Below are 24,330 nucleotides of genomic sequence, written 5' to 3'. Positions count from 1 at the left end.
CCCGGAGCACGCGGGGCGTGCTCCAGGCTGACAGCCAGACCACCAGGCGGCGCTGTCGCCCCGCGGCTCAGTCGGCCTCGACCATAAAGCGGGAGAAGAACTCGGAAAGCGCCTCGAAGCCGTCCAGCGGCAGCACCAGGGAGACGTACTGGTCGGGTCGCACCACCACCAGGGCGCCGGCGCCACGGTCGATGCCGCGCAGGTCGAAGATGTCCCGGTCGGTGCCCAGCACCGGCGCATGGACCTTCTGGTAGTCCTGGAGCCCGAGGGGGCCCTTGTGGGGCTTGAGGACGTCGTGCATGTCGGCCCAGTCCACCTCGAGGTGAGACTGCTGGATGATGCCGTGGACATCGAAGACCGCGTCCGGATCGGCTCCCTTCGGGGTGAAGCGGCGGATCGGCGAGGCGTCGCTGGCCAGGAAGTCCATCAGCTGGTTGAAGCGCGAGCCCGGGCTTCTCGGGTCGACCATGTCCGCGAAGGCGTAGAGCCGCCAGCGGCCGTCGGCGCGATGGACGTGGCCCAGGTGGATCTGCTTGGCATCGCCGAGCCGGATCACCTCGGCCGAATGGAAGCGGCGCCCGGGCGGGAAGCCGGTGGCCAGGGCCAGGTGGCTGTCGTCACCGGTGAGCAGGGCCGGCGTGTAGTGGGTGGCGAACCCGGCGGTGAACTCGCTGTTGGTGACGAACTGGCGCTGCACCTCGGCCAGCCCCTTCATGGCGGCCTCGGGATCGTCGGCGTCCTGGGCGGCACCGATCGCCCGTGACCAGCGGGTATCCATCTCAATCAGGTTTTCCGCGATGACGTGACGCTCGGCGTTGTAGGTGTGCAAGAGGCTGGCCGGGCTGCGTCCCTCGAGTACCGAGATCAGCTTCCAGCCCAGGTTGAAGGTGTCCTGCATCGACACGTTCATGCCCTGGCCGGCCTTGGCGGTATGGGTGTGGCAGGCGTCGCCGGCGATAAAGACCCGCGGCGTGCGGCTCGCCATCTGGTCGTCGTCGACGTCGTCGAACTTGTCGGTGACCCGGTGGCCGACCCGATAGACGGAGAACCAGGCGACCTCCTTCGCCTCGAAGGTGTAGGGGGCCAGCACCGCCTGGGCCTTGGCCAGCACCTCCTCCTTGGTCAGCCAGGCGTCAGGGGCGATGTTGCCCATGTCGACGTAGAGCCGGACCATGTAGCCGCCCTCGCGGGGGATCAGCAGGATATTGCCCGCCTCGGCGGACTGGATGGTGCACTTGAAGCGGATGTCCGGGAAGTCGGTCACCGCCAGGACATCCATCACGCCCCACGCCTTGTCCTCGCCGTGGCCCTGGGGCACCCGGCCGATGGAGTCGCGCACCACGCTGTGGGCGCCGTCGCAGCCGACCACGTACTTCGCACGCACCGTCTTCTCGCCCTCTGCGGTGTTGAGGGTCACGGTGACACGCTCGCCGGGGGCCTCGGGCACCTCCACCCTGAGGGTCTCATGGCCGTAGTCGACCTTCAGGCGGCTCGGGGAGTTGTGCATGTACTCCAGCAGGAAGTCGAGCAGGCGAGCCTGGTTGACGATCACATGGGGGAACTCGGAGAGGCCGTCGCGCACGTCCTGCACGCGGCCGAGCCGGGCGATCCGCGACTTGTCGCCGGGGGCCGGGCCCCAGAAATGGGTCTCGTTGACCCAGTAGGCCTCGGTGGTCATCCGCTCGGCCAGGCCGAAGGCCTCGAACATCTCCACCGTGCGGCAGGCGATCCCGTCGGCGCGCCCGACCTCGAGGGGCCCGTCGGCCTTCTCCACTACGCGGGTGACGATCCCCGGGAAGGTCGAGAGCTGGGCGGCCAGCAGCAGCCCGGCGGGGCCGGTGCCGACGATGAGCACATCCACCTCCTCCGGCAGCGGACCCTGCTCCTCGCTGCGCCCTTCGGCCAGGGGTTGAATTCGCGGGTCGCCGCTGCGGTAACCGTCGAGGAAGTACTGCATCGTTTCGCTCCATCCCGTGCGCTACGGGTCATCGTTGTTGGGGGTCGATCAGGGGGTCGAGGCTTTCGGCGGCAGTCATCTGCCACCCCGATATTCATCAGTATTGTGATCGGTTTCGCGGCGGACAACCCGACTTTCGGATAATTGATCATCTATGTGATGATCACAATACTGACACAGATCAAAAAGTGACCACCTCTCTGTCCGCCGATCCCTGACCACCGACAAGCGAGCCGACAATGACAACCACCGCACGCCAAACCGTTCGTCGCCCCCTGGCCCTGACGCTGCTCTCGGCCTCCCTGCTGGCCGCCAGCGCCCCCGCCTTGGCCAAGGAGCTGCGCCTGGGGATGATCACCCCGCCCCAGCACATCTGGAGCCAGAGCGCCGAGCAGTTTGCCGAGGCCGTGGCCGAGCGCAGCGACGGCGAGCTGACCATCGCCCTCTTCCCCGCCGGCCAGCTGGGTGACGAGTCCGCCATGTTCTCCCAGATGGAGACCGGCCTGCTCGACATGGGCATCATGACCGCGGCGCTGACCAGCCAGCGCGAACCCTCCATGGTCGGCTGGTTCACCCCCTTCCTGTTCGACAGCGTCGAGGAGGCGGCCAAGGCCACCGAGACCGAGGCCGCCCGGGAGATGCTGGCCAACCTGGAGAGCAAGGGACTGCACGCCTTCGGCTACACCTTCGCCGGCATGCGCCATATCCTGATGCGCGATACCCGCGTCGAAGGCGTGGACGATGTCGCCCGCAAGAACATGCGCATCATCCCCTTCGCCGCCATGAACACCTGGTGGCGCGCCATGGATGCCCGCCCTACCCCCATCAGCCTGCCGGACGTCTACCAGGCGCTGCAGAATCGCATGCTCGACGGCGTGGATATCGACCTGGACGCCCTGGTAGGCTCCGGCTTCTACGAGGTCGCCGAGCACCTGACCCTGACCAGCCATATGGCCTTCCCCGCCGTCTCGGTGATGAGCCAGGCGACCCGAGCCTCCCTCTCCGACGAGCAGCGCCAGATCATCGACGAGGCCATGGAGGAGGCCCTGGCCTGGGGCATCGAAGCGCAGATCGAGGCCGAACAGCGCAACCTCGCCACCCTCCAGGAAGCCATCGATGTCTTCATCCTCGAGGATGCCGAAAGCGTCTTCGCCCCGGCCAACCAGGCTTTCGCGGAGCGCTTCGGCGACCATCCGCTGATCCAGGCCTTCCAGCAGCAGTCCGCCGAGCTGCTTGACGCCGCCAGATAAGGCTAGACCGGTACGAGGCGCCCAGGCGCCCCGTACCGGAAGCCCGTACCGGAAGAGAGCCCCATGAACACCCGACACGATACCTGGCTGAGCCGGGCCAGCCACGGGCTGGCCCGGGTCGAGCAGTTTCTCTGCAGCCTGCTGATTGCCGCCTTCAGCGTGGTGCTGATCGCCAATGTCTTTGCCCGCTATGTGCTCAACAGCCCGCTCTACTTTGCCAACGAGCTGGCGGTCTACATCCTGATCTGGATGGCCTTTCTGGCCATCTCCATCGCGATCCACCACGACCAGCACGTGCGCCTGACCATGCTGGTGGGCCTGCTGCCCGCACCGGCCCAGCGGGCCTGCTACTGGCTGACCGAGCTGGTCTGCCTGGCGATCCTGGCGGTGATGCTCTGGTACTCCATCGGGTGGCTGCGCTCGCCTTCGGTCGCCTTCGATATCGCCATCACCCTCGACTGGCCCAAGTGGCACTTCTACCTGATCGTGCCGATCTTCTGTGCCACCTCCATCTTCCACCTCATCGCCAGGCTGCCGGACCGCTCACGCACGGTCTTCACCCTGGCCAGCGACGAGGAGTGACCGCATGACCCTGGCCGCCTTCCTGCTCTTCATGCTGCTCGGCATGCCCATCGCCTTCGTGCTGCTGGCCTCGACCTTCACCTTCATCATCACCTCCGGCAACTACCGCCTGCTCGACAACCTGCCCCAGGTGATCTTCGGCTCCCTGGAGGTGTTCGACCTGCTGGCGATCCCGCTCTTCATCCTGCTGGGGGAGATCATGAACGAGGGGGGCATTACCCGCCGGATCATCCTCGCGGCCCGCGCCTGGTTCGCCTGGATCCCCCACAGCATCGCCTATGTCTCCCTCACCTCGAACCTGATGCTGGCCTCCATCATGGGCTCCGCCACGGCGCAGATCGCCATCATGAGCCGGGTCATGACCCCGGAGATGGAGCGCGACGGCTACGACAAGGGGTTCGCCGCCGCGCTCACCGCGGGCAGCGGCCTGCTGGGGCCGATCATCCCGCCCTCCATGGTCTTCATCATCTATGGCGTGATCGCCCAGGTCTCGATCGGGGCGATGTTCCTGGGCGGCATCCTTCCGGGCCTGGTCCTCTTCCTGCTGATCAGCGGCCTGATCGCGCTGATGGCCGGGCGGGCGAAGAAGCGGGACACCGGCAACAAGCAAGCTATCCCGCTGTGGGGTGCCACCCGGGGCGCCCTGCTGACCCTGGTCATCCCGCTGGTCATCGTCGGCGGCATCGCCTTCGGCGTCGTCACCCCCACCGAGTCGGCGGCGGTGGCGACCCTGATGGCGCTGCTCATCGGCGGCCTGGTGTTCCGCGAGCTGAAGTGGGGACAGCTCCCCGGAGTGCTCCAGCGGACGGCGCGCAACACCGCCATCGTGCTGTTCCTGATCGCCGCGGCCAAGGCCTTCGGCTGGGTGCTGGTCTACAACCAGATTCCCCAGCAGGTGGCGGGACTGATGCAGGGCGCCACCGAGAGCCCGCTGGTCTTCATGCTGCTGGTCTTCGTGATGCTGATCGTGGTGGGCATGGTGCTCGACGGCATCGCCGCCCTGATCATCCTGGTGCCGATCCTGCTGCCGGTGGCCCAGCAGAGCTACGGCATCGATCCCATCCACTTCGGCATCGTCACCTGCATGACCCTGAGCCTGGGGCTGCTGACGCCGCCGGTGGGCGCCGGTCTCTACGTCGCCTCGGCGATCAGCAACGTCAGTCTGCCGCGCATCACCAGATGGATCATGCCCTTCGTGCTAGCGGCCTGCCTGGTGATCCTGGTGACCATCTTCAACCCCTGGCTGGTCAGCGTCTTCCGCTGATGCTACCCGCCGGCCTGGCCCGGCGGGTGCCCGAACTCCCTGATTCTGCTAAGTTAGCGCCCCGTCCACCCTCGAGTAGAGCCTGACCATGACCGCAGCCCCCTTCTCGGAAGCCAGCCAGTTTCCCGGCAACCTGCTCCGGCGCTGCCATCAGATCAGCGTGGCGATCTTCCTGCGCAAGTGCGAGATCCATCAGCTGACTCAGCTGCAGTACATCATCCTCTGCGCGCTGGAGGAGCATGGCTCCATCGACCAGATCACCCTGGGGGGCCATACGGCCCTGGACCGCAATACCGTGGCCGTGGTGGTAAGGAAGCTGGAGGAGCGTGGCCTGGTGACTCGCCAGCGCAACCCCGAGGATCGCCGCGCCATGCTGGTGACCCTGACCCAGGAGGGGGAGCGCCTGCGCCACGCTGCGGAGCCTTCCGTGGCCGAGGTGCAGGAGGAGATCCTCGCCCCCCTGGAAGCGGATGAGCGCGAAACCCTCTGCCGGCTGCTGCAGACCCTGGCCGACGAGAACAACCATCTCAGCCGAGTGCCGGTGCGCAACGCCGGCTGACCGCCTCATAGCCAATTCCCCCCAACCGACAAGGCCCCGAGAGCATCGCTCTCGGGGCCTTGTCGGTTCGGCCTGTGCCAATCGTCAGCCGGCTGGTGCCATCTTGATGTGCCCCTAAGGACGCCAGCACCCGCGCATCATCACCGCTCGATAGCTCCCCGCCCCGCTGAGCTCCGGCACTAGACCAAAGACGTAGCGCCAGAGACATGACCCGGCCAGGAAGCTGTTGTAGTCTCTTTATTGTTTATAAATACAACAGTATTTTCTAGCAACATATGCTTGCCCCCCAGCCGGCAGACAGCAAGGAGCCAATAATGACAGCCTCCCAGTGCTACCAAGAACAAGTGCCCGACTTCATGGATCCACAGGTGTGCCTGGAACACCGGGATGACGGCAGCCAACTGATGAACTCCGAGGTGCACCTCGGTACCTATGACCGCTGCAGCGGCGAGTGGCTGGAGCACTGGGCTCGAGAGGCACCGGATAGAACCTGGCTGGCGGAACGCGATGGCCAGGGCAACTGGCAAAGGCTCACCTATGGAGAGGCACGCTGCCGGGTGATTGCCATCGCCACCTGGCTACTACGGCAGGACCTCTCCCCCGAGCGACCGCTAGTGATTCTCTCGGAGAACAGCATCGAGCATGCCCTGCTCATGACGGCCGCCATGCATATTGGCGTGCCGCCCTGCTCGATCTCTCCCGGCAGCTCGCTGATGTCCAAGGATCATGTCAAGCTCAAGAGCCAGATCCAGCTGCTGGAGCCCGGCGTCATCTATGCTGATCCCGTCGAGGCCTATCGTCCTGCTCTGAACAATATCGCAGACAGCCACGACGCCATCATCGTGGCCGGGAGCCGCAGCAACGAGACGGAGGATGCCACCCCCTTCGCCGAGCTGGAGCAACATGGTGATGAGTCAGCGGTGATGGCAGCCTTCGCCACCATCACGCCCGAGACCATTGCCAAGTTCCTGTTCACCTCAGGGTCCGTCAATACCCCCAAGGCCGTCCCCAATACCCAACGCATGCTGTGTTCCAACCAGAAGGCCAAGGAACTGGTGTGGCCGCTTCTCACCAAGGAGCCGACCATCATGCTGGACTGGCTGCCCTGGAGTCACACCTTCGGCGGCAATCACAACTTCAATATCATCCTGCGCTGGGGCGGGACGCTCTACCTGGATGACGGCAAGCCGACCCCCACCTTGATCGAGAAGACCGCGCGCAACCTCAAGGAGGTCTCGCCCACTGTCTACTTCAGCGTGCCACGCGCCTACGACATGCTGGTTCCACTGCTGCGCAAGGACGAAACGCTTCGCAAGGCCTTTTTCGCCCGGCTGAAGGTCATCTTCTATGCTGCCGCGGCCCTGCCCAATCACCTCTGGCAGGCACTGGAAGAGATGGCTCGGGAGACCTCGGGCGAGGACATCATGATCACCTCCTCCTGGGGTTCAACGGAAACGGCTCCGATCTGCACGGATTGCCACTTCCCGGCGGTACGCTCAGGCGTCATAGGCGTACCAATTCCGGGCACCACTCTCAAGCTGGTGCCCGGTGCTGACAAGCTGGAGGTACGCATCAAGGGCCCCAACGTCTTCCAGGGCTACTGGAAGCAGCCGGAGCTGACGAAGCAGGCCTTCGACGACGAGGGTTTCTACATGATCGGTGACGCCGTGGAGTTCGTGGACCCCGAGTGCCCCGAGATGGGGCTGCTCTTCGATGGCCGAGTCGGTGAGGATTTCAAGCTCCTGACCGGCACTTGGGTGCATGTGGGCTCACTGCGCATGGCGGGACTCGAGGCCCTCAATCCCGCAGGCCTCGACATCGTGGTAACCGGTCATGATCGTGACGAGATTGGCTTCCTGATCTTCCCCAACGTGGGCGAATGCCGACGCCTATGCCCCGACCTTGCCGACGATGCATCGGTCGCCGAACTCATCGCCCACCCCATCCTCGTCGATCACGTTCGCAAGGCCATGCAAACGCTTAAAGCCAAAGGCGGCAGCTCGACCTATCCAGCCCGCGCCATGCTGCTCGAGGAGCCCCCCTCCCTGGAGGCCGGCGAGATTACCGACAAGGCCTATATCAACCAGCGCCAGGTCCTGACGCGTCGCGCCGAGCTCGTCGAAGCGCTGTATGCCGAGCGGCTCGACGGCCGCGTCATCACCCTGTAACCCGCCGACTTCCTTATCGAGATTATCGAGAACCATCATGAACGACACCCTCGTCAAGACATCGCTGGACAACAGCATCTATACCATCACCCTTGCACGCCCGGAGAAACGCAACGCCGTCAGCGACCGCCTGCTCGATGCGCTGGAACAGGCCCTGGTGGCAACACCGGAAGACACCCGCGTGATCATTCTCGCCGCCGAGGGCAAGCACTTCTGCGCCGGGCTGGATCTCTCCGAGCATCAGCATCGCGATCCCTTCGGCGTGATGCAGCACTCACGCGGCTGGCATCGCATCTTCGACCGTTTGCAGAACGGGGGAATCCCGGTGGTTGCCGCCATGCAGGGCGCGGTCATCGGCGGCGGCCTGGAACTGGCCACCGCCACCCATGTGCGGGTCGCCGAGCCCAGCACCATCTACCAGCTGCCGGAAGGCCGCCACGGCATCTTCGTGGGCGGTGGCGCCTCGGTACGCGTCGCCGGCATCATCGGCGCCGGCCGCATGTGCGAGATGATGCTTACCGGTCGCATCCTGGAGGCGGAGGAAGGCCAGCGCCTGGGGCTCTCCCACCATGTGGTCGGTGAGGGCGAGAGCCTGACCAAGGCGCGTCAGCTCGCCGAACGCATCGCCGAGAATGCCCCCATGGCCAACTGGGCCATGGTGTCGGCCATCTCGCGCATCGACAACATGGCCAGCGAAGACGGCCTCTTCGTCGAGTCCCTGACCGCCGCGCTGACTCAGACAAGTCCCGAGGTGGCCGCACGTATCGGTGAGTTCCTGCAACGCAAGGGCCAGGGGCCTCGCACCTGATCGGCTTTAAAACAAGGAGAATGCCATGAAATTCCAGGACAATGCCTTTGTCGTTACCGGTGGCGCCTCAGGGCTCGGTGAAGCGACGGTACGTGCCCTCCATGCCGCGGGCGGCCGGGTCGTGATCGCCGATCTCAACGTCGAACGCGGCGAAGCCCTGGCTCAGGAGCTCGGTGAACACGCCCGATTCCAGCGCACCAACGTCACCGACGAACAGGAGGCTACAGCGGCCGTCGACCTCGCCGTGGAAGCCTTCGGAGGGCTCCATGGGCTAGTCAACTGTGCCGGCATCGGCAATCCGGCCAAGGTACTCGACCGCGACGGCAACCCACAGCCTCTCGACACCTTCTCGCGCATTGTCGATATCAATCTCAACGGCAGCTTCAACATGGCCCGCGTGGCCGCCGCCGCCATGGCCAGAGGCGAGTCTCAGGAAGACGGCGAACGCGGCGTGATCATCAATACCGCCTCGGTGGCGGCCTTCGACGGCCAGATCGGCCAGGCAGGCTATGCGGCCTCCAAGGGCGGCATCGTCGCCATGACCCTGCCCATGGCCAGGGAGCTGGCGCGTCACGGCATCCGCGTGATGACCATCGCCCCCGGGCTCTTCATGACCCCCTTGATGAAGACCCTGCCGGAAGAGGTGCAGCAGGGCCTGGCTGCCTCCATTCCTTTCCCAAGGCGACTGGGTGAGCCCGACGAATTCGCACGCCTGGCCTGCCATATCGTCGACAACACCATGCTCAACGGGGAGACCATCCGCCTCGATGGCTCCCTACGCATGGCCGCCAAGTAATGTCCTCTACCCCGTGCCTCGAGACGGGACCGTAGATAAACGATTCGAAGGGCCTTAGCATGATCGACTACTCGGCACCGCTGCGTGATATGCAGTTCATTCTCGACGAGCTCGCTGGCCTCGAGGAAATCGCCGGATTACCCGGCTGCGAGGACGCTTCCGCCGACCTGGTGAGCGCCGTGCTGGAAGAGGCCGGCAAGTTCGCTTCCGGCGTGCTTGCCCCCATCAACCCGGTCGGTGATCGTCAGGGCTGCCGCTTGGAAGAGGGGCGCGTGATCACCCCCGATGGCTGGCAGGAGGCGTACGACCAGTTCCGCGATGCCGGCTGGGTCGGCCTCTCTCTGCCCCAAGAGCACGGCGGCCAGGGGTTACCCAAGCTCGTCTCCACCCCGGTGTGGGAGATGTGGTTCTCCACCAACATGGCCTTCGCCATGCTACCCCAGCTGAATGTCGGCCAGACCGAAGCGATGATGATAGCCGCGAGCGAGGAGCAGAAAAGCACCTGGCTGGAGAAGATCGTCAGCGGCGAATGGGCCGCCACCATGAACCTCACCGAGCCGCAGGCAGGCTCGGACCTGGCTGCCACGCGCATGCGAGCCGAGTCGGCCGCAGATGGAGCCTACCGCCTGTTCGGACAGAAGATCTATATCTCCTACGGCGAACATGAACTCACTCCCAACATCGTGCACCTGGTATTAGCCCGCCTGCCCGACGCCCCGCCCGGTGTCAAAGGACTGTCGCTTTTTCTGGTCCCCAAGTACCTGCTCGACGAGCGTGGCGAGCCCGGGGAGAAGAACGATATCCGCTGCATCTCCATCGAGCACAAGATGGGAATCCACGGAAGCCCCACCTGCACCCTGAGCTATGGCGACAGCGATGGCGCCCTGGGCTACCTGGTCGGTGAGCCGCACCAGGGGTTGGCCACCATGTTCGTCATGATGAACGATGCGCGCTTCAACGTGGGCGTGCAGGGTGTGGCGCTTGGCGAGCGCGCCTATCAGGCGGCTCTGGACTATGCCCGTGAGCGCGTTCAGGGGCGCGATATCGTTACCGGCGAAGCCGGCAAGCCGATTCTCATTCACCCGGACGTGAAGCGCATGCTGGTGTCCATGCGCGCTCGGCTGATGGCCATGCGCGGCCTGCTCTATACCGCCGCCGGCTGGTTCGATGTGGCACGCCACCACCCGGAGGCCGAGGTCGCCGACAAGTACCGCCGCTATGTCGACCTGCTGATGCCCGTCGCCAAGGGCTGGTGCACCGAGGTGGGTAATGACCTCTGCGACGAGGCGATTCAGGTGTTCGGCGGGATGGGTTTCGTGGAGGAAACCGGGGTCGCCCAGCTGTTCCGCGACGCCCGCATCATCACCATTTACGAAGGTACCACAGGCATCCAGGCCAACGACCTGCTGGGCCGCAAGATCCTGCGCGAGGAGGGGGCGACACTGCGCGAGCTGATCGCCGATGTTCGCGAGACTACCGCAAGGCTCGACGCCCATCAGCGGCTCGGAGATCTGGCAGAACCACTGCATGACCAGGCGACACTCCTGGAGGAGATCACCGATTGGCTGCTCGATCACAAGGCCGACACCGCCGATCTCTACGCTGGCGCCGTACCTCTGCTTCACCTGCTGGGCATCGCCTGTGGCGCCTGGCAGATGGCCCGCCTGGCACTCGCCGCGGACGCACGACTTGCGGGCGACGACGGTGATTCGGACTACCTGGAAGGGCTCGTCGAACAGGCCCGCTTCTACATGGCCACTCAGGCCCCCCAGGCCATGGCCCATGGACATACCCTGCGCCATGCAGGCCCGGTGCTGACCCGTCTCAACGATAGCGCCCTCTAATCACGACTGGCGATGAGCAGGCGCTGCACGCCTGCCCGCCCCCTCGAAAGGAGATAGATCATGAAAGTCCTCGTCGCGGTCAAACGCGTCATCGACTACAACGTCAAGATCCGGGTCAAGCCGGATCACTCCGACGTCGATCTCACCAACGTCAAGATGGCCATGAACCCCTTCTGCGAGATCGCCGTGGAAGAGGCGGTGCGCCTGAAGGAGAAGGGCGTGGCCACCGAGATCGTCGCCGTCACCATCGGTCCCAAGGCCGCCCAGGAGCAGCTGCGTACCGCCCTGGCGCTGGGTGCCGATCGCGCCATCCACGTCGAGACCGACGAGCGCGTCGAGTCCCTGGGTGCCGCCAAGGCGCTGGCCAAGCTGGTCGAGGAGGAGCAGCCGGGCCTGGTGATCCTCGGCAAGCAGGCCATCGACAGCGACAACAACCAGACCGGCCAGATGCTCGCCGCCCTGACCGGCCTGCCCCAGGGCACCTTCGCCTCGGCGGTCAACGTCGAGGGAGACAAGGTGCAGGTGACCCGCGAGGTAGACGGCGGCCTGCAGACCGTCGAGCTCACGCTTCCTGCGATTGTGACGACGGATTTGCGCCTTAACGAGCCGCGCTACGCCAAGCTGCCCGATATCATGAAGGCCAAGAAGAAGCCGCTGGACGTCAAGTCCCCGGCGGATCTCGGCATTTCGGTAGGCAGTCGAGTCAAGCTGCTCAAGGTCGAGCCGCCGGCCGAGCGCCAGGGCGGCGTCAAGGTGGGCTCCGTGGATGAGCTGGTCGACAAACTCAAGAACGAAGCCAAAGTGCTTTGATAGGAGCTGATCTCATGAGCATTCTGGTACTCGCTGAACATCACGATGGCGCCCTGGCCGGCGCTACCGCCCATGTGGTTGCCGCCGCCCAGGCTATCGGCGGCGATATCGACGTGCTGGTGGCCGGTGAAGGCGTGGGTGCCGTTGTCGAGGCCGCGGCCAGGCTGGACGGCGTCAGCAAGGTCCGCGTGGCCGACAGCGCCGCCTACGCCCACCTGCTGGCCGAGCCCACCGCGGCGCTGGTGGCGGAGCTTGCCGGCGACTACAGCCACCTGCTGGCGGCGGCCTCCACCACCGGCAAGAACGTGCTGCCCCGGGTCGCCGCCCTGCGCGATGTGGCGCAGATCTCCGAGATCATCGCCGTCGAATCCCCGGACACCTTCAAGCGTCCGATCTACGCCGGCAACGCCATCGCCACGGTGCAGAGCGATGACGCCCTCAAGGTGATCACCGTGCGCAGCACCGGCTTCGATGCCGTCGGCGAAAGCGGCTCCGCCAGAGTGGAAGCGGTCGATTTCGTGGCGGAGAATGCCCAGTCCACCTTCGTCAAGGAGGAGCTGGCCAAGTCCGACCGCCCCGAGCTGGGTGCGGCCAAGGTGGTGATCTCCGGCGGCCGCGGCATGGGCAACGGCGAGAACTTCACGCTGCTCGACGGCATCGCCGACAAGCTGGGTGCGGCCATCGGTGCCTCCCGCGCCGCGGTGGACGCCGGCTTCGTGCCCAACGACATGCAGGTGGGCCAGACCGGCAAGATCGTCGCGCCTGAGCTCTACATCGCCGTGGGCATCTCGGGTGCGATCCAGCACCTGGCCGGCATGAAGGACTCCAAGGTGATCGTCGCCATCAACAAGGACGAGGAGGCGCCGATCTTCCAGGTGGCCGATTATGGATTGGTCGGCGACCTGTTCGAGGTCCTGCCGGAGCTGGAAAGCAAGGTGTGATAGCAAGCCCTTTTTCCATGCTCCAGCCCGGGTACACCGGCCTGTACACGCTGGCGGTCCAGGATAGCTCCTGACCGCCATTTTCCTTTGCTGGAGATAAAACGTGACAGAACAAGTAGAACGCGATTCGATAGAATTCGATGTGGTGATCGTCGGCGCCGGCCCCTCGGGGCTGGCCGCCGCGTGCCGACTGATGCAGCAGGCCAATGCCGCCGAACAGGAACTGACTGTCTGCGTGGTGGAGAAGGGCTCCGAGGTGGGCGCCCATATCCTCTCCGGCGCCGTCTTCGAGCCCCGCGCCCTGGCCGAGCTCTTCCCCGACTGGGAGGAGCGCGGCGCGCCCCTGACCACCCCGGCGACCCGCGACGAGGTCTACCTGCTCAAGGACGCCGAGAAGGCTTTGACGCTGCCCAACGCCCTGGTGCCGAAGAGCATGCACAACACCGGCGGCGACATGCCTCGCTATGTGATCAGCGCCGGCAACCTCTGCCGCTGGCTGGCCGAGCAGGCCGAGGGGCTCGGGGTGGAGATCTTCCCCGGCTTCGCCGCCCAGGAGGCGATCGTCGAGGAGGGCGTGGTCAAGGGCCTCCTGATCGGTGACATGGGCGTGGGCGCCGACGGCGAGCCCAAGGACAGCTACATGCCGGGCATGGAGCTGCGCGCCAGGTACACCCTCTTCGCCGAGGGCGCCCGGGGCCATATCGGCAAGCGTCTGATCGAGGCGTATGACCTGGCCGAGGGCAAGGACCCCCAGCACTACGGCATCGGCTTGAAGGAGCTGTGGGACATCCCGGCGGAGCAGCATGAGCCCGGCCTGGTGCTGCACGGCTCCGGCTGGCCGCTGGACAAGAACACCCACGGCGGCTGGTTCCTCTACCACGCCGACAACCAGCAGGTGGTGGTCGGCCTGATCATGGACCTCTCCTACCAGAACCCCTGGCTCTCCCCCTTCGACGAGTTCCAGCGCATGAAGCACCACCCGGTGCTGGCGAAGCACCTGGAGGGCGGCAAGCGCGTCGCCTACGGCGCCCGGGCCATCGTCAAGGGCGGCCTCAACTGCCTGCCGAAGATGACCTTCCCCGGCGGCCTGCTGATCGGCTGCGACGCCGGCACCCTCAACTTCGCCAAGATCAAGGGGCTGCACACCGCCATGAAGTCGGGCCTGGTAGCCGCCGAGGCGGTCTTCGAGGCGATCGCCGGCGGTGACGAAGGGGGCCAGGAGCTCACCGCCTTTACCGAGAAGTGGGAGGCAAGCTGGGCCTACGCCGAGCTCAAGGAGAGCGCGAGCTTCGGCCCGGCGATCCACAAGTACGGCACCCTCGGCGGCGGCGCCTACAACTTCGTCAACCAGCTGCTCGGCGGCAAGCTGCCCAACGTCCACGACACCACGCCGGACCACGCGGCCCTCAAGCCGGCCGCCGAATTCGAGAAGATCGACTACCCCAAGCCCGACGGCAAGCTCTCCTTCGACAAGCTCTCCTCGGTGTTCCTGTCGAACACCAACCACGAGGAGGACCAGCCCTGCCACCTGAGGCTCGCCGACCCGGAGCTGCCGATCCGCGACAACCTGCCCGAGTACGCCGAGCCGGCAAGCCGCTACTGCCCGGCCGGGGTCTACGAGGTTGTGGAGGACGACGACGGCAAGCCGCGGTTCCAGATCAACTTCCAGAACTGCGTGCACTGCAAGACCTGCGACATCAAGGACCCGGCCCAGAACATCACCTGGGTGGCGCCGGAGGGCGGCGGCGGGCCCAACTACCCTAACATGTAAACTAAAAAAGCCCCGGAGAGTCCGGGGCAAGCAGATCGGAACAGCAACGTACTCAGGAACAGCAAACCTCTGCGTCAGAAACGGTACATGACCATCCCTTGAAGCCGAACGGCGTCACCATCATCCCCGTTGGCAATTTTTCGGGTATGGCGGCTTACCTCAACGCCATAGCTAACATTTCTGATAGGCGACCAGATATAATTCAAGTGAATATCAGTCATGGTTTCATTGGCAAGCTCGGCATTTGCCACACCATCTTGAACTGCGCCATCGAGGTCGGCCGTCGTATATCCATACCCCAAGTTAATATTCCCTGGGCCGGCTGCGAGCTGGATGCTAGCCGTTGCACCGGTGGCTCGAATTGTCTTGACTTCTCCGGAAACAGGATCGACATAAGCCGATGCCCCAGCAGCCTCTTCAATATACCCACCCACACCATCCCCATGGGTGACGGAGCCCCGCAGGGTAACGGCAGATGAAACTCGGTACTCACCCTCAAGGTTCAAGGCCCAGGCTGTGGCGCTATTCTTCTCGGCTCCATCATCTACACCAAGGCGACGAAGCAAGGCAGACGTACCGTAGCGAAAATCACCTGCTTGTCCGCTATAGCGCATGGTGACATCTGGAACACTGTTCTTGTTGTTAGGATGCACTGCAGGACGGCCATTAACGGCACTAAAGCCAGACGCCACTCCCCCACCCAGAGCACCCGGCTCTTCCAAGGCAACCGAGAAGCCACCCGTCGTGTAGCGAAGCTGTCCCTGGCGGGCTCCATTAGCCAGCCCAGGCTGGGGCTTGAAGTCGATGATACGAGTCATGCCGAGGATCGTGCCAAAATTGGTTTCAGACTGGCCAGCTCGAATGCCATTCCATTCACCATAGGCGTGGCGCAGGCGGAACTGGCCTCCGCCGCCGCCATAGAAGTCACCTTCAATGACGGTACGCAGAGCACCTTGTTCCGTTGGTGTCGATGTCTCGAAGGCGAGACGACTCTGGTTTGCATGCAGGCGGGTATGGCCCGTCGACACTTGCTCACCGTCAAGGGCGACGTTGGGGTTGGCCCCAAACACCCCTAAATCGTTGTCGACATCGTAGATCAGATCAAGCTTGGCATAGCCGTAAATGCTGGCGGTGGTATCGCCCACCTCGAACTGATAGGCCTGGGCTGAAAGAGATACCGCTAGCGCCAAGGATGAGAGAGAAAAGAGCGCTCCACGCCGAATCATATTGTTATAGGCAGCCATAGATGCTTCCTTGATTGTTTGCATTGTAATTTATCTGTCAGCCTTATATAAGGCTGGCTTACCTTTTACCAGAAAAAAAAGTCAGAGGTCAAGCACCAGCCGCTCCCCCCTGCAGCCGGAGCAGCAGATCATCATGCTGTGTCCCTCCCTCTGCTGCTTTGCAGAGAGCACGAGATCGCGATGATCCGGCTCCCCCTCAAGCACCGCCACCTCGCAGGTGCCACAGATCCCCTCCTGGCAGGAGTAGAGAGGCTGCTGCCCCCCCTCGATCAGCACATCGAGGATGGTTTTCCCGGCCGGCACGTAGAAGCTCTTCCCGGACCTGGCCAACTCCACAGTAAACCCCCCCGAGGTGTCCGCCGACTCCTTGGCGGCGAAATACTCGACATGTACACAGTCATCGGGAAGATCGGCGGTTGCCGCCTCGAAGGCCTCCAGCATGGGCAGCGGTCCGCAGCAGTAGAAGTGCGTCGAGGCTGCCTGGGAGGCCACGATATCGGAGAAATTCAGGAAGCCCCCGGCACTTTCCTGATCGAAGTGGAAGACCACCCTGCCGTGACTGCTTTGCGCATTGACTGCCTCGAGCTCCTTGATAAAGGCGGTATTCTTTCGAGATCGCGTGGAGTAGTAGAGCGTCCACCTCCTGCCTAGTGCCTCAAGACGCTTCAGCATGGCGAAGAGAGGCGTGATACCAATGCCACCGGCAATCAGAACGGTATGTTCGGCCTCTTCATAGAGGGGAAAGTTGTTTCTGGGCAGGCCGATGGTGAGAATGTCCCCCGCACCGACACTACTGTGCATGAAGCGCGAACCTCCTCGGCTGTTGGCATCGAGGTTGACTGCAACGCGATAGCAGCCACCCTGCTCCTGAGAGTTGAAGAGCGAATAGCTCCGAATCAGGCCGTTACTCAAGTGCAGGTCGACATGAGCACCAGGAGAAAAAGCGGGCAGCTCACGGCGCGGCGCCACGGGCCTTAACTCATAGCTGAGAATGCCTTCAGCCTCGAAGGTGATCGACTGGACTCTGACTTGGAGGATTTCTTCTACCTGACTCATGGGGGTAACCTCGCTGGGATGGATAGTGACTACAGGTCGATAAGACCATCGCGCTTCATCGGCACGCCGGTAGCCACCTCGCAGGCAGCCCTGACCGCTTCAGGCTGCCCGGCATGGAAGATGAACTGGGTAAGCAGACGGCCCCACTTGGGATGTCGAAGATATGCTTCCCGAGGCAGGCCGAGGAGAAAGAATTCACGATGATCGCTGGGAAGATACAGACCACCCTCTGGGGGTGGATCTCTCAACACGCCCTTCGGATCTCGTCCCGCCTCTACGGCATCAATATCATCGAGCAAGCGACGTCGAAGTAGCGCAATGCCTCGATCACTCGCTCCCAGAGTTTCCCTGGTTCTATCGGTGATACGTCCCTGTCCGACCCAGGCCACAATATCCTGGTTGATCACATGCGTTGTGATCCAATTTCCCTGACTATCCTGAATTGGCGAATACCAGCTTGGAATATGCTGCTGGTCATATGGCTCACTCTCTCTGGGCACGCGTATGAAGGACCAGGTGACGCTGAGCATGTTCTCGTCGTCTATGGGAACTCGCCACTCGAAGTGATCGCCAAGGAAGAAACCATGCGGCCACAGGCAGACACGGCCAATTGTCCAGAGCGGATCTTCCTCGGAGGTATCTTCACAGACGCGCTTATAGAGAAAACCGTGCTCGAACTCCTCAAAATTCAGCTTCGTATGAGTCGGTACATATTCGGCACCATCATCACGCTGCCGACGGCTCCAGTTAGCATGCGTCCACTCGAAGTGAACGGGGTCGATGGAGTTTTCCTGCGCTTGAAGCCAGTTGCAGGGAACCTCGGAAAAGACGACCTGAACGAAACCATTGGCCCAGTGAAACGCCTCCCAGTCAGGAAGCTCAGGAGCAGGGAAAGGCCCAAGATAGGCCCAGAGCATGCCGCCGGCAGGCTTGACAGAGTAGGCCTTGAGACGCGTGCGAGCGCAGAGGGAGCCTGCCGGATCCACCTGCTCTTCGAAAGGCTGCTGGGTGCACTGCCCTGTAGCATCATACTGCCAACCATGATAGAAGCATCGAATCCCGTGCTGTTCCACGATCCCCTGGCTGAGATCAGCACGCCGATGGGCACAGTGGCGATCCAGCAGGCCATAGTCACCACTCTTGTCCCTGTACAGAACGAGATCCTCACCCAGCAGCCTGATAGGCTTGGTCGGTGAACGCTCCAGCTCGTCGACACCTGCTATGGGGTGCCAGTGGCGACGGAGCACCTTACCCATGGGTGTATCAGGCCCGACACGCGTCAGGCACTCATTCAGCTCATTCGACAACATCGACTAACTCTCCAGTTGTTGTTTTTGTCCTTCTGGTGATGTCAACCATCGCAGGCTCAGATTTCCAACGATGGAAACACCTAGCATCATCAGAACCATAGGCCAGATGCTGTCCACCTCGAAGAAGGCCACCAGGAATCCGACGAATCCTGCACAGATAAACTTGACTCCTCCCATCAGGGCCGCAGCAGTCGCGCTGATATGGGGAAAATTCTCAAGTACTGACGCGATAGCATTGGGCGTCACCAGACCGATGGCACCCACGAAGATCATGACCAATGGCACCACACTGTAAATGGTCACGACGCCGGAAAGGGAAACCATGACAAGGCCTAAAGAAGAGACCAGCTGAATACCGATACCCAGCAGGAGGTTCTGCCTTGGACTTCGGTGCCTGAGCAAGCGCACATTGATCCTGCTGCAAGTCGCGACAAAAACCACGTTTGCGCCAAAGACAAAGGGATAGGACGAAGCCGAAATACCAAGAAGATCCATATAAACGAAAGGAGAGGCCGTGACAAAGGCGAGAAGTCCGGAGAACGACATGGAAACGGCGCAGATATATCCCAGGGATTCTCGATGTGCAAGAACCGAGGCATAATCCCTGATCACACCGACTGGCGTGATCTCCTTGCACCTTCCCGACGAGGTTTCCGGAAGCCTTGTCGCCACCACCAGCAGCACTATACAAGCATAGACAGCCAGGAAGACAAAGATTGCCTGCCATCCGGAAGTGAGCAGAAGAAGGCTACCGACTGCCGGCGCCGCCAGCGGCGCTACCATCATGATCATTGCCATGGTGGACATCACCGTTGCCGCCTCTCTTCCCTTGAAACAGTCGCGCACAATGGCGGAAGAGTTGACCACGCTGGCCCCTCCCCCAAGCGCTTGAATAAAGCGCCATACAAGAAGTTCACTCAGCGATGATGCAAAGGCAAGCATGACACTTGCAGTCACGAATACCAGCAACCCTGTCAGGAGCACTGGCTTACGCCCTAGACGATCGGACAATGGCCCACAGACCAGCTGCCCTACGGCAAAACCTGCCAGGAAGATACTGATGGAGATCTCGGCGCGATGAATGCTGGTCCCAAGCTCATTGGCGATCTGCGGCAAGGCAGGAAGGTAGGCATCAATGGCGAGAGGCGCCAGCGCCGTATTTGCAGCCACCAACAATGCCAACCTTCCTGCGTGCATCATCTCTACTCCTCACAGACTTTCCATTGCCTAACCGGCAGCCAGACACTTTCTGCGCAGCAGGAAGCTGAGCAGCGTTGCCAACGTCAGGCAGCCAATAGCCAATGCGAGCATGCCGGCCTCAGGAACATTGATGAGCGGATTATGTGGCATAGCCACAAGCAGGCCACCCACAATGAACAGGACTCTTACTGGCCACTGCAAGAAGCCTGCATTCGCCAGAGATCCAAGCTTCGGCAGATACCCCTGCAATCCACCCGCCACCAGTGCGATTCCGATCAGCGCAGAGATGACCGCCTTGATGATTTCGCCGGGAGTTCCCTGCAGCAGGAGAGCAGGCTCCATCACGAAGAAAAAGGGGATAAAGTAGATGATGCTACCCAGCTGCATGGACATGAAGCCGGTCTTCATGGGGTGGCTGCCTGCAACCTTGGCGGCAGTAAAGGCGCCAGTTGCGACAGGAGGAGTAATAAAACTCAGCATACCCCAGTAAAGAATGAACATATGCACAGCAACCGGATTAAGACCCGCATCCACGAGTGCTGGAGCCAATGCAATCGCGAGGAAGATGTAGGCGGCTGTGATCGGCATACCGATTCCCAGGATAAAGCTTGTCAGCGCCCCCATCAGCAAGAGCACCATCGGGTTGCCACCTGCGATAAAGAGGAGGTCAGTCGCGATGGTACCAGACATCCCCGTCACTGCCAGGCCACCCATGATCATCCCTATGCCGGCCATCAAGCCTAGCAATTCCACCAACCTCAGCCCGCTTATCTCAATAAAACCCAGGAGATCTTTGAGGTCCCATCGGGTTGTTTTACGCACCTGATTAATGACAATAAGAAGCGCCGTAGCATAGAAGGGAGCAACCGCTTCACGATTCATGACCAGCAGCATCCAGATCAGCAAGGCAAAGACAAACAAGTAGTGCCAACCCGCCTTGAAGGTCTCTCCGAGCTTGGGAAGCTCCTTCTCTTCCAGTCCCTTGAGTCCCTTGCGAGCGGCAAAGAAATCAATTTGTATAAAAAGACCGTAGAAGTAGAGTGCCGATGGAATAGCGGCAGCCAGGGCTATCTGTCCATAGGGAACATCAAGAAACACTGCCATGATAAATGCAGCGGCTCCCATGACAGGTGGCATGAGAACCCCCCCGGTTGAGGCGCAGGTCTCAACACCTGCCGCGTAGGTTTTGGAAAACCCAACGCGGCGCATGGCGGGAATGGACAGAGGACCTGTTGTCAGCACATTGGTGATGACGCTGCCGGACATTGAGCCCATGAGGCCACTGGAGAAAATAGACACCTTAGCGGGACCACCTCGCACTTTTCCCAGTAATGCAAAGGCAAGATCCAGGAAGAACTTTCCTCCACCGGTGAACTGAAGTGCAGTGCCAAAGAGCAAAAAGCCTATCACAAGCTTTCCGTAGGCCTGTACCGGAATCCCCAGAATGCTCTCCGCACTGAGGGCATGATAGATCGCCACCTGCTCGATTGGTGTTGACATGCCTGCCAAGCTATCCGGCAGCCAGTCTGCAAAGAGCGGAAAGCATGACATCAGCAGAACAACGGTGAAAATTGCCCAGCCACCGCAGCGGCGTACCGCCTCCAACACCAAGATCCACATCAGATAGCTCATGTAGATAACGTGCTCAGGTGCAGCGAACTCCCACCCACGATGGATTGCATTGACTGCATTGGCAGCAAAGAACCCACAGCATGCCAAAGAAGTAGTTGCCAGTATCCAGTCATACCATGGAACCCTGGCGACACGGGTTCCGACACTGGCAGGAATGGCCAGAAACACAACCGGCAAGAGCATGGACATCAGCACATAGATGTACTGAACGTCGAACATGGAGTAGCCAGTATAGAAACCAATATTGAACACCTGATAGATGGCCGTCAGTGTCGAAAATATCGCCACCGCTATCAGCATGTATCTCAGAATAATTGGACGATGAGGTATGGTTTCGGACATTTCTTGCACTCGATCATATGAGGAGCAGGGGGGCGAGCAGACCCACCGTAATGGATCTGCTCAGCAGATACATCAGGGCTTACAGCAGGCCCGGAATGAAACCGGCACTCTCTAGCGCTTCAGCCCGAAAATCACTCCACTCCTCTGAACTAAAGTTCACCCCACCGCCATTTTGCATATAGGTGCCCCAGGCATTGGCCAGAACCTCCTGGCGTCGCACCAAGTCATCATTGTGCGCCTGGTGGTCATCGCTCCAGGCACCCTTCTCCTTGAAGTAGCGAATGGCTCCATCGTGATAGGGCATGATCCACTCGAAATTCTGTCGCTCCATCGACCACCCCGATGCCGCAGGAGCCTGACGGTTAAAAGTCTCAAAGTGTTCGTCCATGAACTTGACCAGTGCGTAGACCTCATCCTCCTCTTGACTCTCCATCGTGGCCAGAATGGGCAGTGCATAGCCACCGCTATGCCAGGGATCATCCTCACTGATATTTACGCCTTCAGTGGCGGTAATCGGCTGATAGTAGGGCACTGTCTCGGCGATACGCTGCCAGGCGGCTTCCCCTTCGGGGGTATCCGACGGAAGCTGCACCCAGGAAAGGCCACCGGGGCTGCCGCTCAAGCGCTCGATCAGGGGGTTTCCCGTTGAGCCCGGCATGGCATCGGCGACGCCATTGAGCACAGAGTCGATCGCCTCCAGAGGGCTTCCGATCTCCACCTTCCGCACATCATCCCAGGTGAGGCCCGCATAGGAGAGCACCGCGGCTGTGGTCATATTCATGGCATCCCCGCCCAACACATAGGCGACGCGTTTGCCCTCCAGGTCAGCCGGCGTCTCGATGCCGGAAGCGCCGGATGCCGCCAGGCCGATGGCTTGCCCACCAAAGTTGGCCGATACCACCCGCAGAGGCTGCGGACCCCACTCGTTGGAGTTGAAGAGCATCACCCCTTCCTGGGCAAAATAGGTAGCAATACCACTGATGGTGTAGCTTGCTTGGCCACTTTTCAGCGGTGTCATGCGCGCCACGTCGTTGCGGCCAGGAATGATGCGGATATTGCTGTTCTGGTGTTCCCGCAGCAGACCACCCAGGGCCGATGCCTGGATGTAGTAGGTCGAACCGGTATCATAAGCGGTCCAGACAGATACCCGCGGGAAGGTGGGCTCTGCGAGAGCGGTCAGCGGGAGGCCCAGACCGATGGCCAGGGCTAGGGTCTTGATGGTCGAAGGGGTCTTCATGTGTCGTGCTCCTCTTGTCTTTATTGTTCAGGACTGCCGGTGAGGATAAGCCATACTTATATAAGGCTAGCTTATTGTGAGACTGCATCATTGTCGCCGGCATGTCCACACCCAAGACATAGACGTTAGTCTACATAAGATGTTAGTGAAATAGGTTAACAGCCCTCGAAGACCGCCCGGCGCTTTTCGTTGATTGCATGCAGGCCTTCCTGAAAGTCACGGGATACTACACAATCATCGATGTCCCGCTGCAGCTGTGCCCTATCCAGGCCACCCTCCGCGATGCTATTCAGGTGGCGTTTCATGCCTTCCAGAGCCAGAGGAGCGAGCGTCAGGAGGTTGTCGATGATCTCACGACTTCTGGCTTCCAGCTCGACCTCTGCACAGGGCGCATGGGTCAGCAGACCAATCTGAAACATCTGCTCGGCATCAAGCGGCTCAGCATTTAGTATCATTCGCTTGGCTGCATTCAGCCCCAGCCGCGTCACATAACGACGCAGGATACCACCATAGAGATGCAGGCCAATCCGTGCCGCCGGCATGCTGACACGAGCCGCCTGACTGCCAACCCTGAAATCACAGGCCAGAAGCAGATCACTGGCTCCGCCGAAGACACCGCCCTGCACCTCAGCAAGCGTAACAGGACGGAGCCGCGCCAGCGCATCCATAGCGGCCTCGAATCGCTCTCCTCTCCCTCCTGAGGCGAGATCGGCGAAGTTATAACCGGCACAGAAGTGACGTCCCAGCGCTCGAATATGCACCACTCGTGCCGCCGAGTCGTCCAGCGTCGCACAGTGCCGAATCAGCACATCGAGATCATCATCGCTCAGGCGATTGCCCTGCTCTGGGCGATTGAGTGTCAGCGTAGCCAGGTGTCCATCCATTTCCAGGAGCGGTGCGCTTGCCGTCATGCTGCATCTCCCTGGCTCAACGCCAACCATAGATGGCGAGTGTGGTTTCTCCAGCCCTGAGACGCTCGAGGATCTGCCCCTCTTCGGCTTCTCGACGCTCGGCCGCCTCGACAACGGTAGGCACCACGGTCCGGGGAATGGCCACGACCCCATCTTGATCCCCCACGATCAGGTCACCAGAGGTTACCACGACATCTCCGATCATCACCGGCTTGTTGATCCAGGCGACGGCATTCAGGTCCTTGCCCGTCCCCTTGATACAGAGCCCCCGAGAGAAGACGGGAAACCCGAACTCGGCCAGCAGACCGCCATCGCGAGCCCCACCGTCGATTACCACGCCGGCGAGTCCGCGCTCCAGGGCCGCCGTGGACATGATCTCTCCCCAGTAGCCATGCTCGTAGGTACTGTTGGTGCACACCACCAGTACATCGCCCGGCTGGGCCTCGTAGATGGCACGGTGGATCCACACGTTATCACCTCCCGGACCATGCACCGTTACCGCCCGGCCGCAGACCCGGAAGCCCGGTGATACCGGCTTGATGGCAGACGGCAGATTGCCGCGCTTGCCATAGGCCTCGTGCAGGGTTGCCGTAGGCAGCTCGGCGGCACGCTGCAGCAGGTCGTCACTGATGGTCATGACTGGTCCTC

At 61.9% G+C, this 24,330-nt stretch carries 20 protein-coding genes; 11 read left to right on the top strand and 9 right to left on the bottom strand.

From position 1 onward, the window contains the following. Window positions 1–67: 67 nt before the first annotated feature. Window positions 68–1,957 carry an FAD-dependent monooxygenase gene (locus NHL60_RS02650; RefSeq protein ID WP_253448694.1) on the bottom strand — a complete coding sequence of 630 codons (1,890 nt, stop codon included), beginning with the start codon at window positions 1,955–1,957 and terminating at the stop codon, window positions 68–70. 239 nt (window positions 1,958–2,196) lie between these two features. On the opposite strand from NHL60_RS02650, the gene NHL60_RS02645 reads away from it, so the two are divergent. The 11 genes from NHL60_RS02645 (at window position 2,197) to NHL60_RS02595 (ending at window position 14,750) form a co-directional block, all read left to right on the top strand. Then, window positions 2,197–3,207, top strand: a complete 1,011-nt coding sequence (locus NHL60_RS02645; protein WP_253448690.1) for a TRAP transporter substrate-binding protein — start codon at window positions 2,197–2,199, stop codon at window positions 3,205–3,207. Window positions 3,208–3,270: 63 nt separating this feature from the next. Beyond that, window positions 3,271–3,789, top strand: a complete 519-nt coding sequence (locus NHL60_RS02640) for a TRAP transporter small permease (protein ID WP_253448687.1) — start codon at window positions 3,271–3,273, stop codon at window positions 3,787–3,789. A 4-nt stretch (window positions 3,790–3,793) separates the two neighbouring features. Next, the gene (locus NHL60_RS02635) at window positions 3,794–5,053 is read left to right on the top strand and encodes a TRAP transporter large permease (RefSeq protein WP_253448684.1); all 1,260 of its coding nucleotides are present in this window, start codon (window positions 3,794–3,796) and stop codon (window positions 5,051–5,053) included. A gap of 88 nt (window positions 5,054–5,141) precedes the next feature. Continuing rightward, on the top strand, window positions 5,142–5,612 hold the full coding sequence (locus NHL60_RS02630; protein WP_253448681.1) for a MarR family winged helix-turn-helix transcriptional regulator: 471 nt from the start codon (window positions 5,142–5,144) through the stop codon (window positions 5,610–5,612). A 314-nt stretch (window positions 5,613–5,926) separates the two neighbouring features. Next, window positions 5,927–7,780 carry a feruloyl-CoA synthase gene (locus tag NHL60_RS02625; RefSeq protein WP_253448678.1) on the top strand — a complete coding sequence of 618 codons (1,854 nt, stop codon included), beginning with the start codon at window positions 5,927–5,929 and terminating at the stop codon, window positions 7,778–7,780. Between the two features lie 37 nt (window positions 7,781–7,817). Further along, entirely contained in the window at window positions 7,818–8,588 is a 771-nt protein-coding gene (locus tag NHL60_RS02620; RefSeq protein ID WP_253448675.1) for a crotonase/enoyl-CoA hydratase family protein, read from the top strand. 25 nt (window positions 8,589–8,613) lie between these two features. Further along, the gene (locus tag NHL60_RS02615) at window positions 8,614–9,384 is read left to right on the top strand and encodes an SDR family NAD(P)-dependent oxidoreductase (RefSeq protein ID WP_253448672.1); all 771 of its coding nucleotides are present in this window, start codon (window positions 8,614–8,616) and stop codon (window positions 9,382–9,384) included. Window positions 9,385–9,443: 59 nt separating this feature from the next. Further along, window positions 9,444–11,228 (top strand): acyl-CoA dehydrogenase, encoded by a 1,785-nt coding sequence (locus tag NHL60_RS02610; protein WP_253448669.1) that lies wholly within the window; start codon window positions 9,444–9,446, stop codon window positions 11,226–11,228. Window positions 11,229–11,288: 60 nt separating this feature from the next. Next, complete coding sequence (locus tag NHL60_RS02605; protein ID WP_253448665.1) at window positions 11,289–12,038, top strand: electron transfer flavoprotein subunit beta/FixA family protein; 750 nt, start codon at window positions 11,289–11,291, stop codon at window positions 12,036–12,038. 14 nt (window positions 12,039–12,052) lie between these two features. Further along, complete coding sequence (locus tag NHL60_RS02600) at window positions 12,053–12,979, top strand: electron transfer flavoprotein subunit alpha/FixB family protein (protein WP_253448662.1); 927 nt, start codon at window positions 12,053–12,055, stop codon at window positions 12,977–12,979. A gap of 103 nt (window positions 12,980–13,082) precedes the next feature. Then, on the top strand, window positions 13,083–14,750 hold the full coding sequence (locus NHL60_RS02595; RefSeq protein ID WP_253448659.1) for an electron transfer flavoprotein-ubiquinone oxidoreductase: 1,668 nt from the start codon (window positions 13,083–13,085) through the stop codon (window positions 14,748–14,750). Between the two features lie 74 nt (window positions 14,751–14,824). Here the strand turns inward: NHL60_RS02595 and NHL60_RS02590 are convergent, their stop codons facing one another. The 8 genes from NHL60_RS02590 to NHL60_RS02555 all read right to left on the bottom strand — a co-directional run bounded on the left by NHL60_RS02590 (window position 14,825) and on the right by NHL60_RS02555 (window position 24,319). Beyond that, window positions 14,825–15,994, bottom strand: a complete 1,170-nt coding sequence (locus NHL60_RS02590) for a DcaP family trimeric outer membrane transporter (protein WP_253448656.1) — start codon at window positions 15,992–15,994, stop codon at window positions 14,825–14,827. A gap of 81 nt (window positions 15,995–16,075) precedes the next feature. After that, window positions 16,076–17,050, bottom strand: coding sequence for a PDR/VanB family oxidoreductase (locus tag NHL60_RS02585; protein ID WP_253448653.1), 975 nt, complete (start codon window positions 17,048–17,050; stop codon window positions 16,076–16,078). A 29-nt stretch (window positions 17,051–17,079) separates the two neighbouring features. After that, window positions 17,080–18,306: an aromatic ring-hydroxylating dioxygenase subunit alpha gene (locus NHL60_RS02580; protein ID WP_253448650.1), complete on the bottom strand. Its 1,227-nt coding sequence runs from the start codon at window positions 18,304–18,306 to the stop codon at window positions 17,080–17,082. A 57-nt stretch (window positions 18,307–18,363) separates the two neighbouring features. Further along, window positions 18,364–19,560, bottom strand: coding sequence for a Bcr/CflA family multidrug efflux MFS transporter (locus tag NHL60_RS02575; protein ID WP_253448647.1), 1,197 nt, complete (start codon window positions 19,558–19,560; stop codon window positions 18,364–18,366). 27 nt (window positions 19,561–19,587) lie between these two features. Beyond that, a complete protein-coding gene (locus NHL60_RS02570; RefSeq protein ID WP_253448645.1) occupies window positions 19,588–21,534 on the bottom strand; it encodes a TRAP transporter fused permease subunit in 1,947 nt (648 codons plus the stop codon). Between the two features lie 79 nt (window positions 21,535–21,613). Continuing rightward, on the bottom strand, window positions 21,614–22,771 hold the full coding sequence (locus NHL60_RS02565) for a TAXI family TRAP transporter solute-binding subunit (protein ID WP_253448642.1): 1,158 nt from the start codon (window positions 22,769–22,771) through the stop codon (window positions 21,614–21,616). 155 nt (window positions 22,772–22,926) lie between these two features. Next, window positions 22,927–23,682, bottom strand: coding sequence for an enoyl-CoA hydratase/isomerase family protein (locus NHL60_RS02560; protein ID WP_253448639.1), 756 nt, complete (start codon window positions 23,680–23,682; stop codon window positions 22,927–22,929). 16 nt (window positions 23,683–23,698) lie between these two features. Next, entirely contained in the window at window positions 23,699–24,319 is a 621-nt protein-coding gene (locus NHL60_RS02555; RefSeq protein WP_253448636.1) for a 4-carboxy-4-hydroxy-2-oxoadipate aldolase/oxaloacetate decarboxylase, read from the bottom strand. Window positions 24,320–24,330 lie beyond the last annotated feature (11 nt).

The organism is Halomonas sp. Y3 (assembly GCF_024137965.1).
Classification (GTDB): domain Bacteria; phylum Pseudomonadota; class Gammaproteobacteria; order Pseudomonadales; family Halomonadaceae; genus Halomonas; species Halomonas mongoliensis.
Note: the sequence above shows the minus strand (reverse complement) of the source record. Positions and strands in the feature narration are given on the sequence as shown.

Excerpts from the sequence above, each read along its gene's own strand:
- NHL60_RS02650 (WP_253448694.1), bottom strand. The coding sequence starts at position 1,957 with ATGCAGTACTTCCTCGACGGTTACCGCAGCGGCGACCCGCGAATTCAA.
- NHL60_RS02645 (WP_253448690.1), top strand. The coding sequence starts at position 2,197 with ATGACAACCACCGCACGCCAAACCGTTCGTCGCCCCCTGGCCCTGACG.
- NHL60_RS02640 (WP_253448687.1), top strand. The coding sequence starts at position 3,271 with ATGAACACCCGACACGATACCTGGCTGAGCCGGGCCAGCCACGGGCTG.
- NHL60_RS02635 (WP_253448684.1), top strand. The coding sequence starts at position 3,794 with ATGACCCTGGCCGCCTTCCTGCTCTTCATGCTGCTCGGCATGCCCATC.
- NHL60_RS02630 (WP_253448681.1), top strand. The coding sequence starts at position 5,142 with ATGACCGCAGCCCCCTTCTCGGAAGCCAGCCAGTTTCCCGGCAACCTG.
- NHL60_RS02625 (WP_253448678.1), top strand. The coding sequence starts at position 5,927 with ATGACAGCCTCCCAGTGCTACCAAGAACAAGTGCCCGACTTCATGGAT.
- NHL60_RS02620 (WP_253448675.1), top strand. The coding sequence starts at position 7,818 with ATGAACGACACCCTCGTCAAGACATCGCTGGACAACAGCATCTATACC.
- NHL60_RS02615 (WP_253448672.1), top strand. The coding sequence starts at position 8,614 with ATGAAATTCCAGGACAATGCCTTTGTCGTTACCGGTGGCGCCTCAGGG.
- NHL60_RS02610 (WP_253448669.1), top strand. The coding sequence starts at position 9,444 with ATGATCGACTACTCGGCACCGCTGCGTGATATGCAGTTCATTCTCGAC.
- NHL60_RS02605 (WP_253448665.1), top strand. The coding sequence starts at position 11,289 with ATGAAAGTCCTCGTCGCGGTCAAACGCGTCATCGACTACAACGTCAAG.
- NHL60_RS02600 (WP_253448662.1), top strand. The coding sequence starts at position 12,053 with ATGAGCATTCTGGTACTCGCTGAACATCACGATGGCGCCCTGGCCGGC.
- NHL60_RS02590 (WP_253448656.1), bottom strand. The coding sequence starts at position 15,994 with ATGGCTGCCTATAACAATATGATTCGGCGTGGAGCGCTCTTTTCTCTC.
- NHL60_RS02585 (WP_253448653.1), bottom strand. The coding sequence starts at position 17,050 with ATGAGTCAGGTAGAAGAAATCCTCCAAGTCAGAGTCCAGTCGATCACC.
- NHL60_RS02580 (WP_253448650.1), bottom strand. The coding sequence starts at position 18,306 with ATGGGTAAGGTGCTCCGTCGCCACTGGCACCCCATAGCAGGTGTCGAC.
- NHL60_RS02575 (WP_253448647.1), bottom strand. The coding sequence starts at position 19,560 with ATGATGCACGCAGGAAGGTTGGCATTGTTGGTGGCTGCAAATACGGCG.
- NHL60_RS02570 (WP_253448645.1), bottom strand. The coding sequence starts at position 21,534 with ATGTCCGAAACCATACCTCATCGTCCAATTATTCTGAGATACATGCTG.
- NHL60_RS02565 (WP_253448642.1), bottom strand. The coding sequence starts at position 22,771 with ATGAAGACCCCTTCGACCATCAAGACCCTAGCCCTGGCCATCGGTCTG.
- NHL60_RS02560 (WP_253448639.1), bottom strand. The coding sequence starts at position 23,682 with ATGACGGCAAGCGCACCGCTCCTGGAAATGGATGGACACCTGGCTACG.
- NHL60_RS02555 (WP_253448636.1), bottom strand. The coding sequence starts at position 24,319 with ATGACCATCAGTGACGACCTGCTGCAGCGTGCCGCCGAGCTGCCTACG.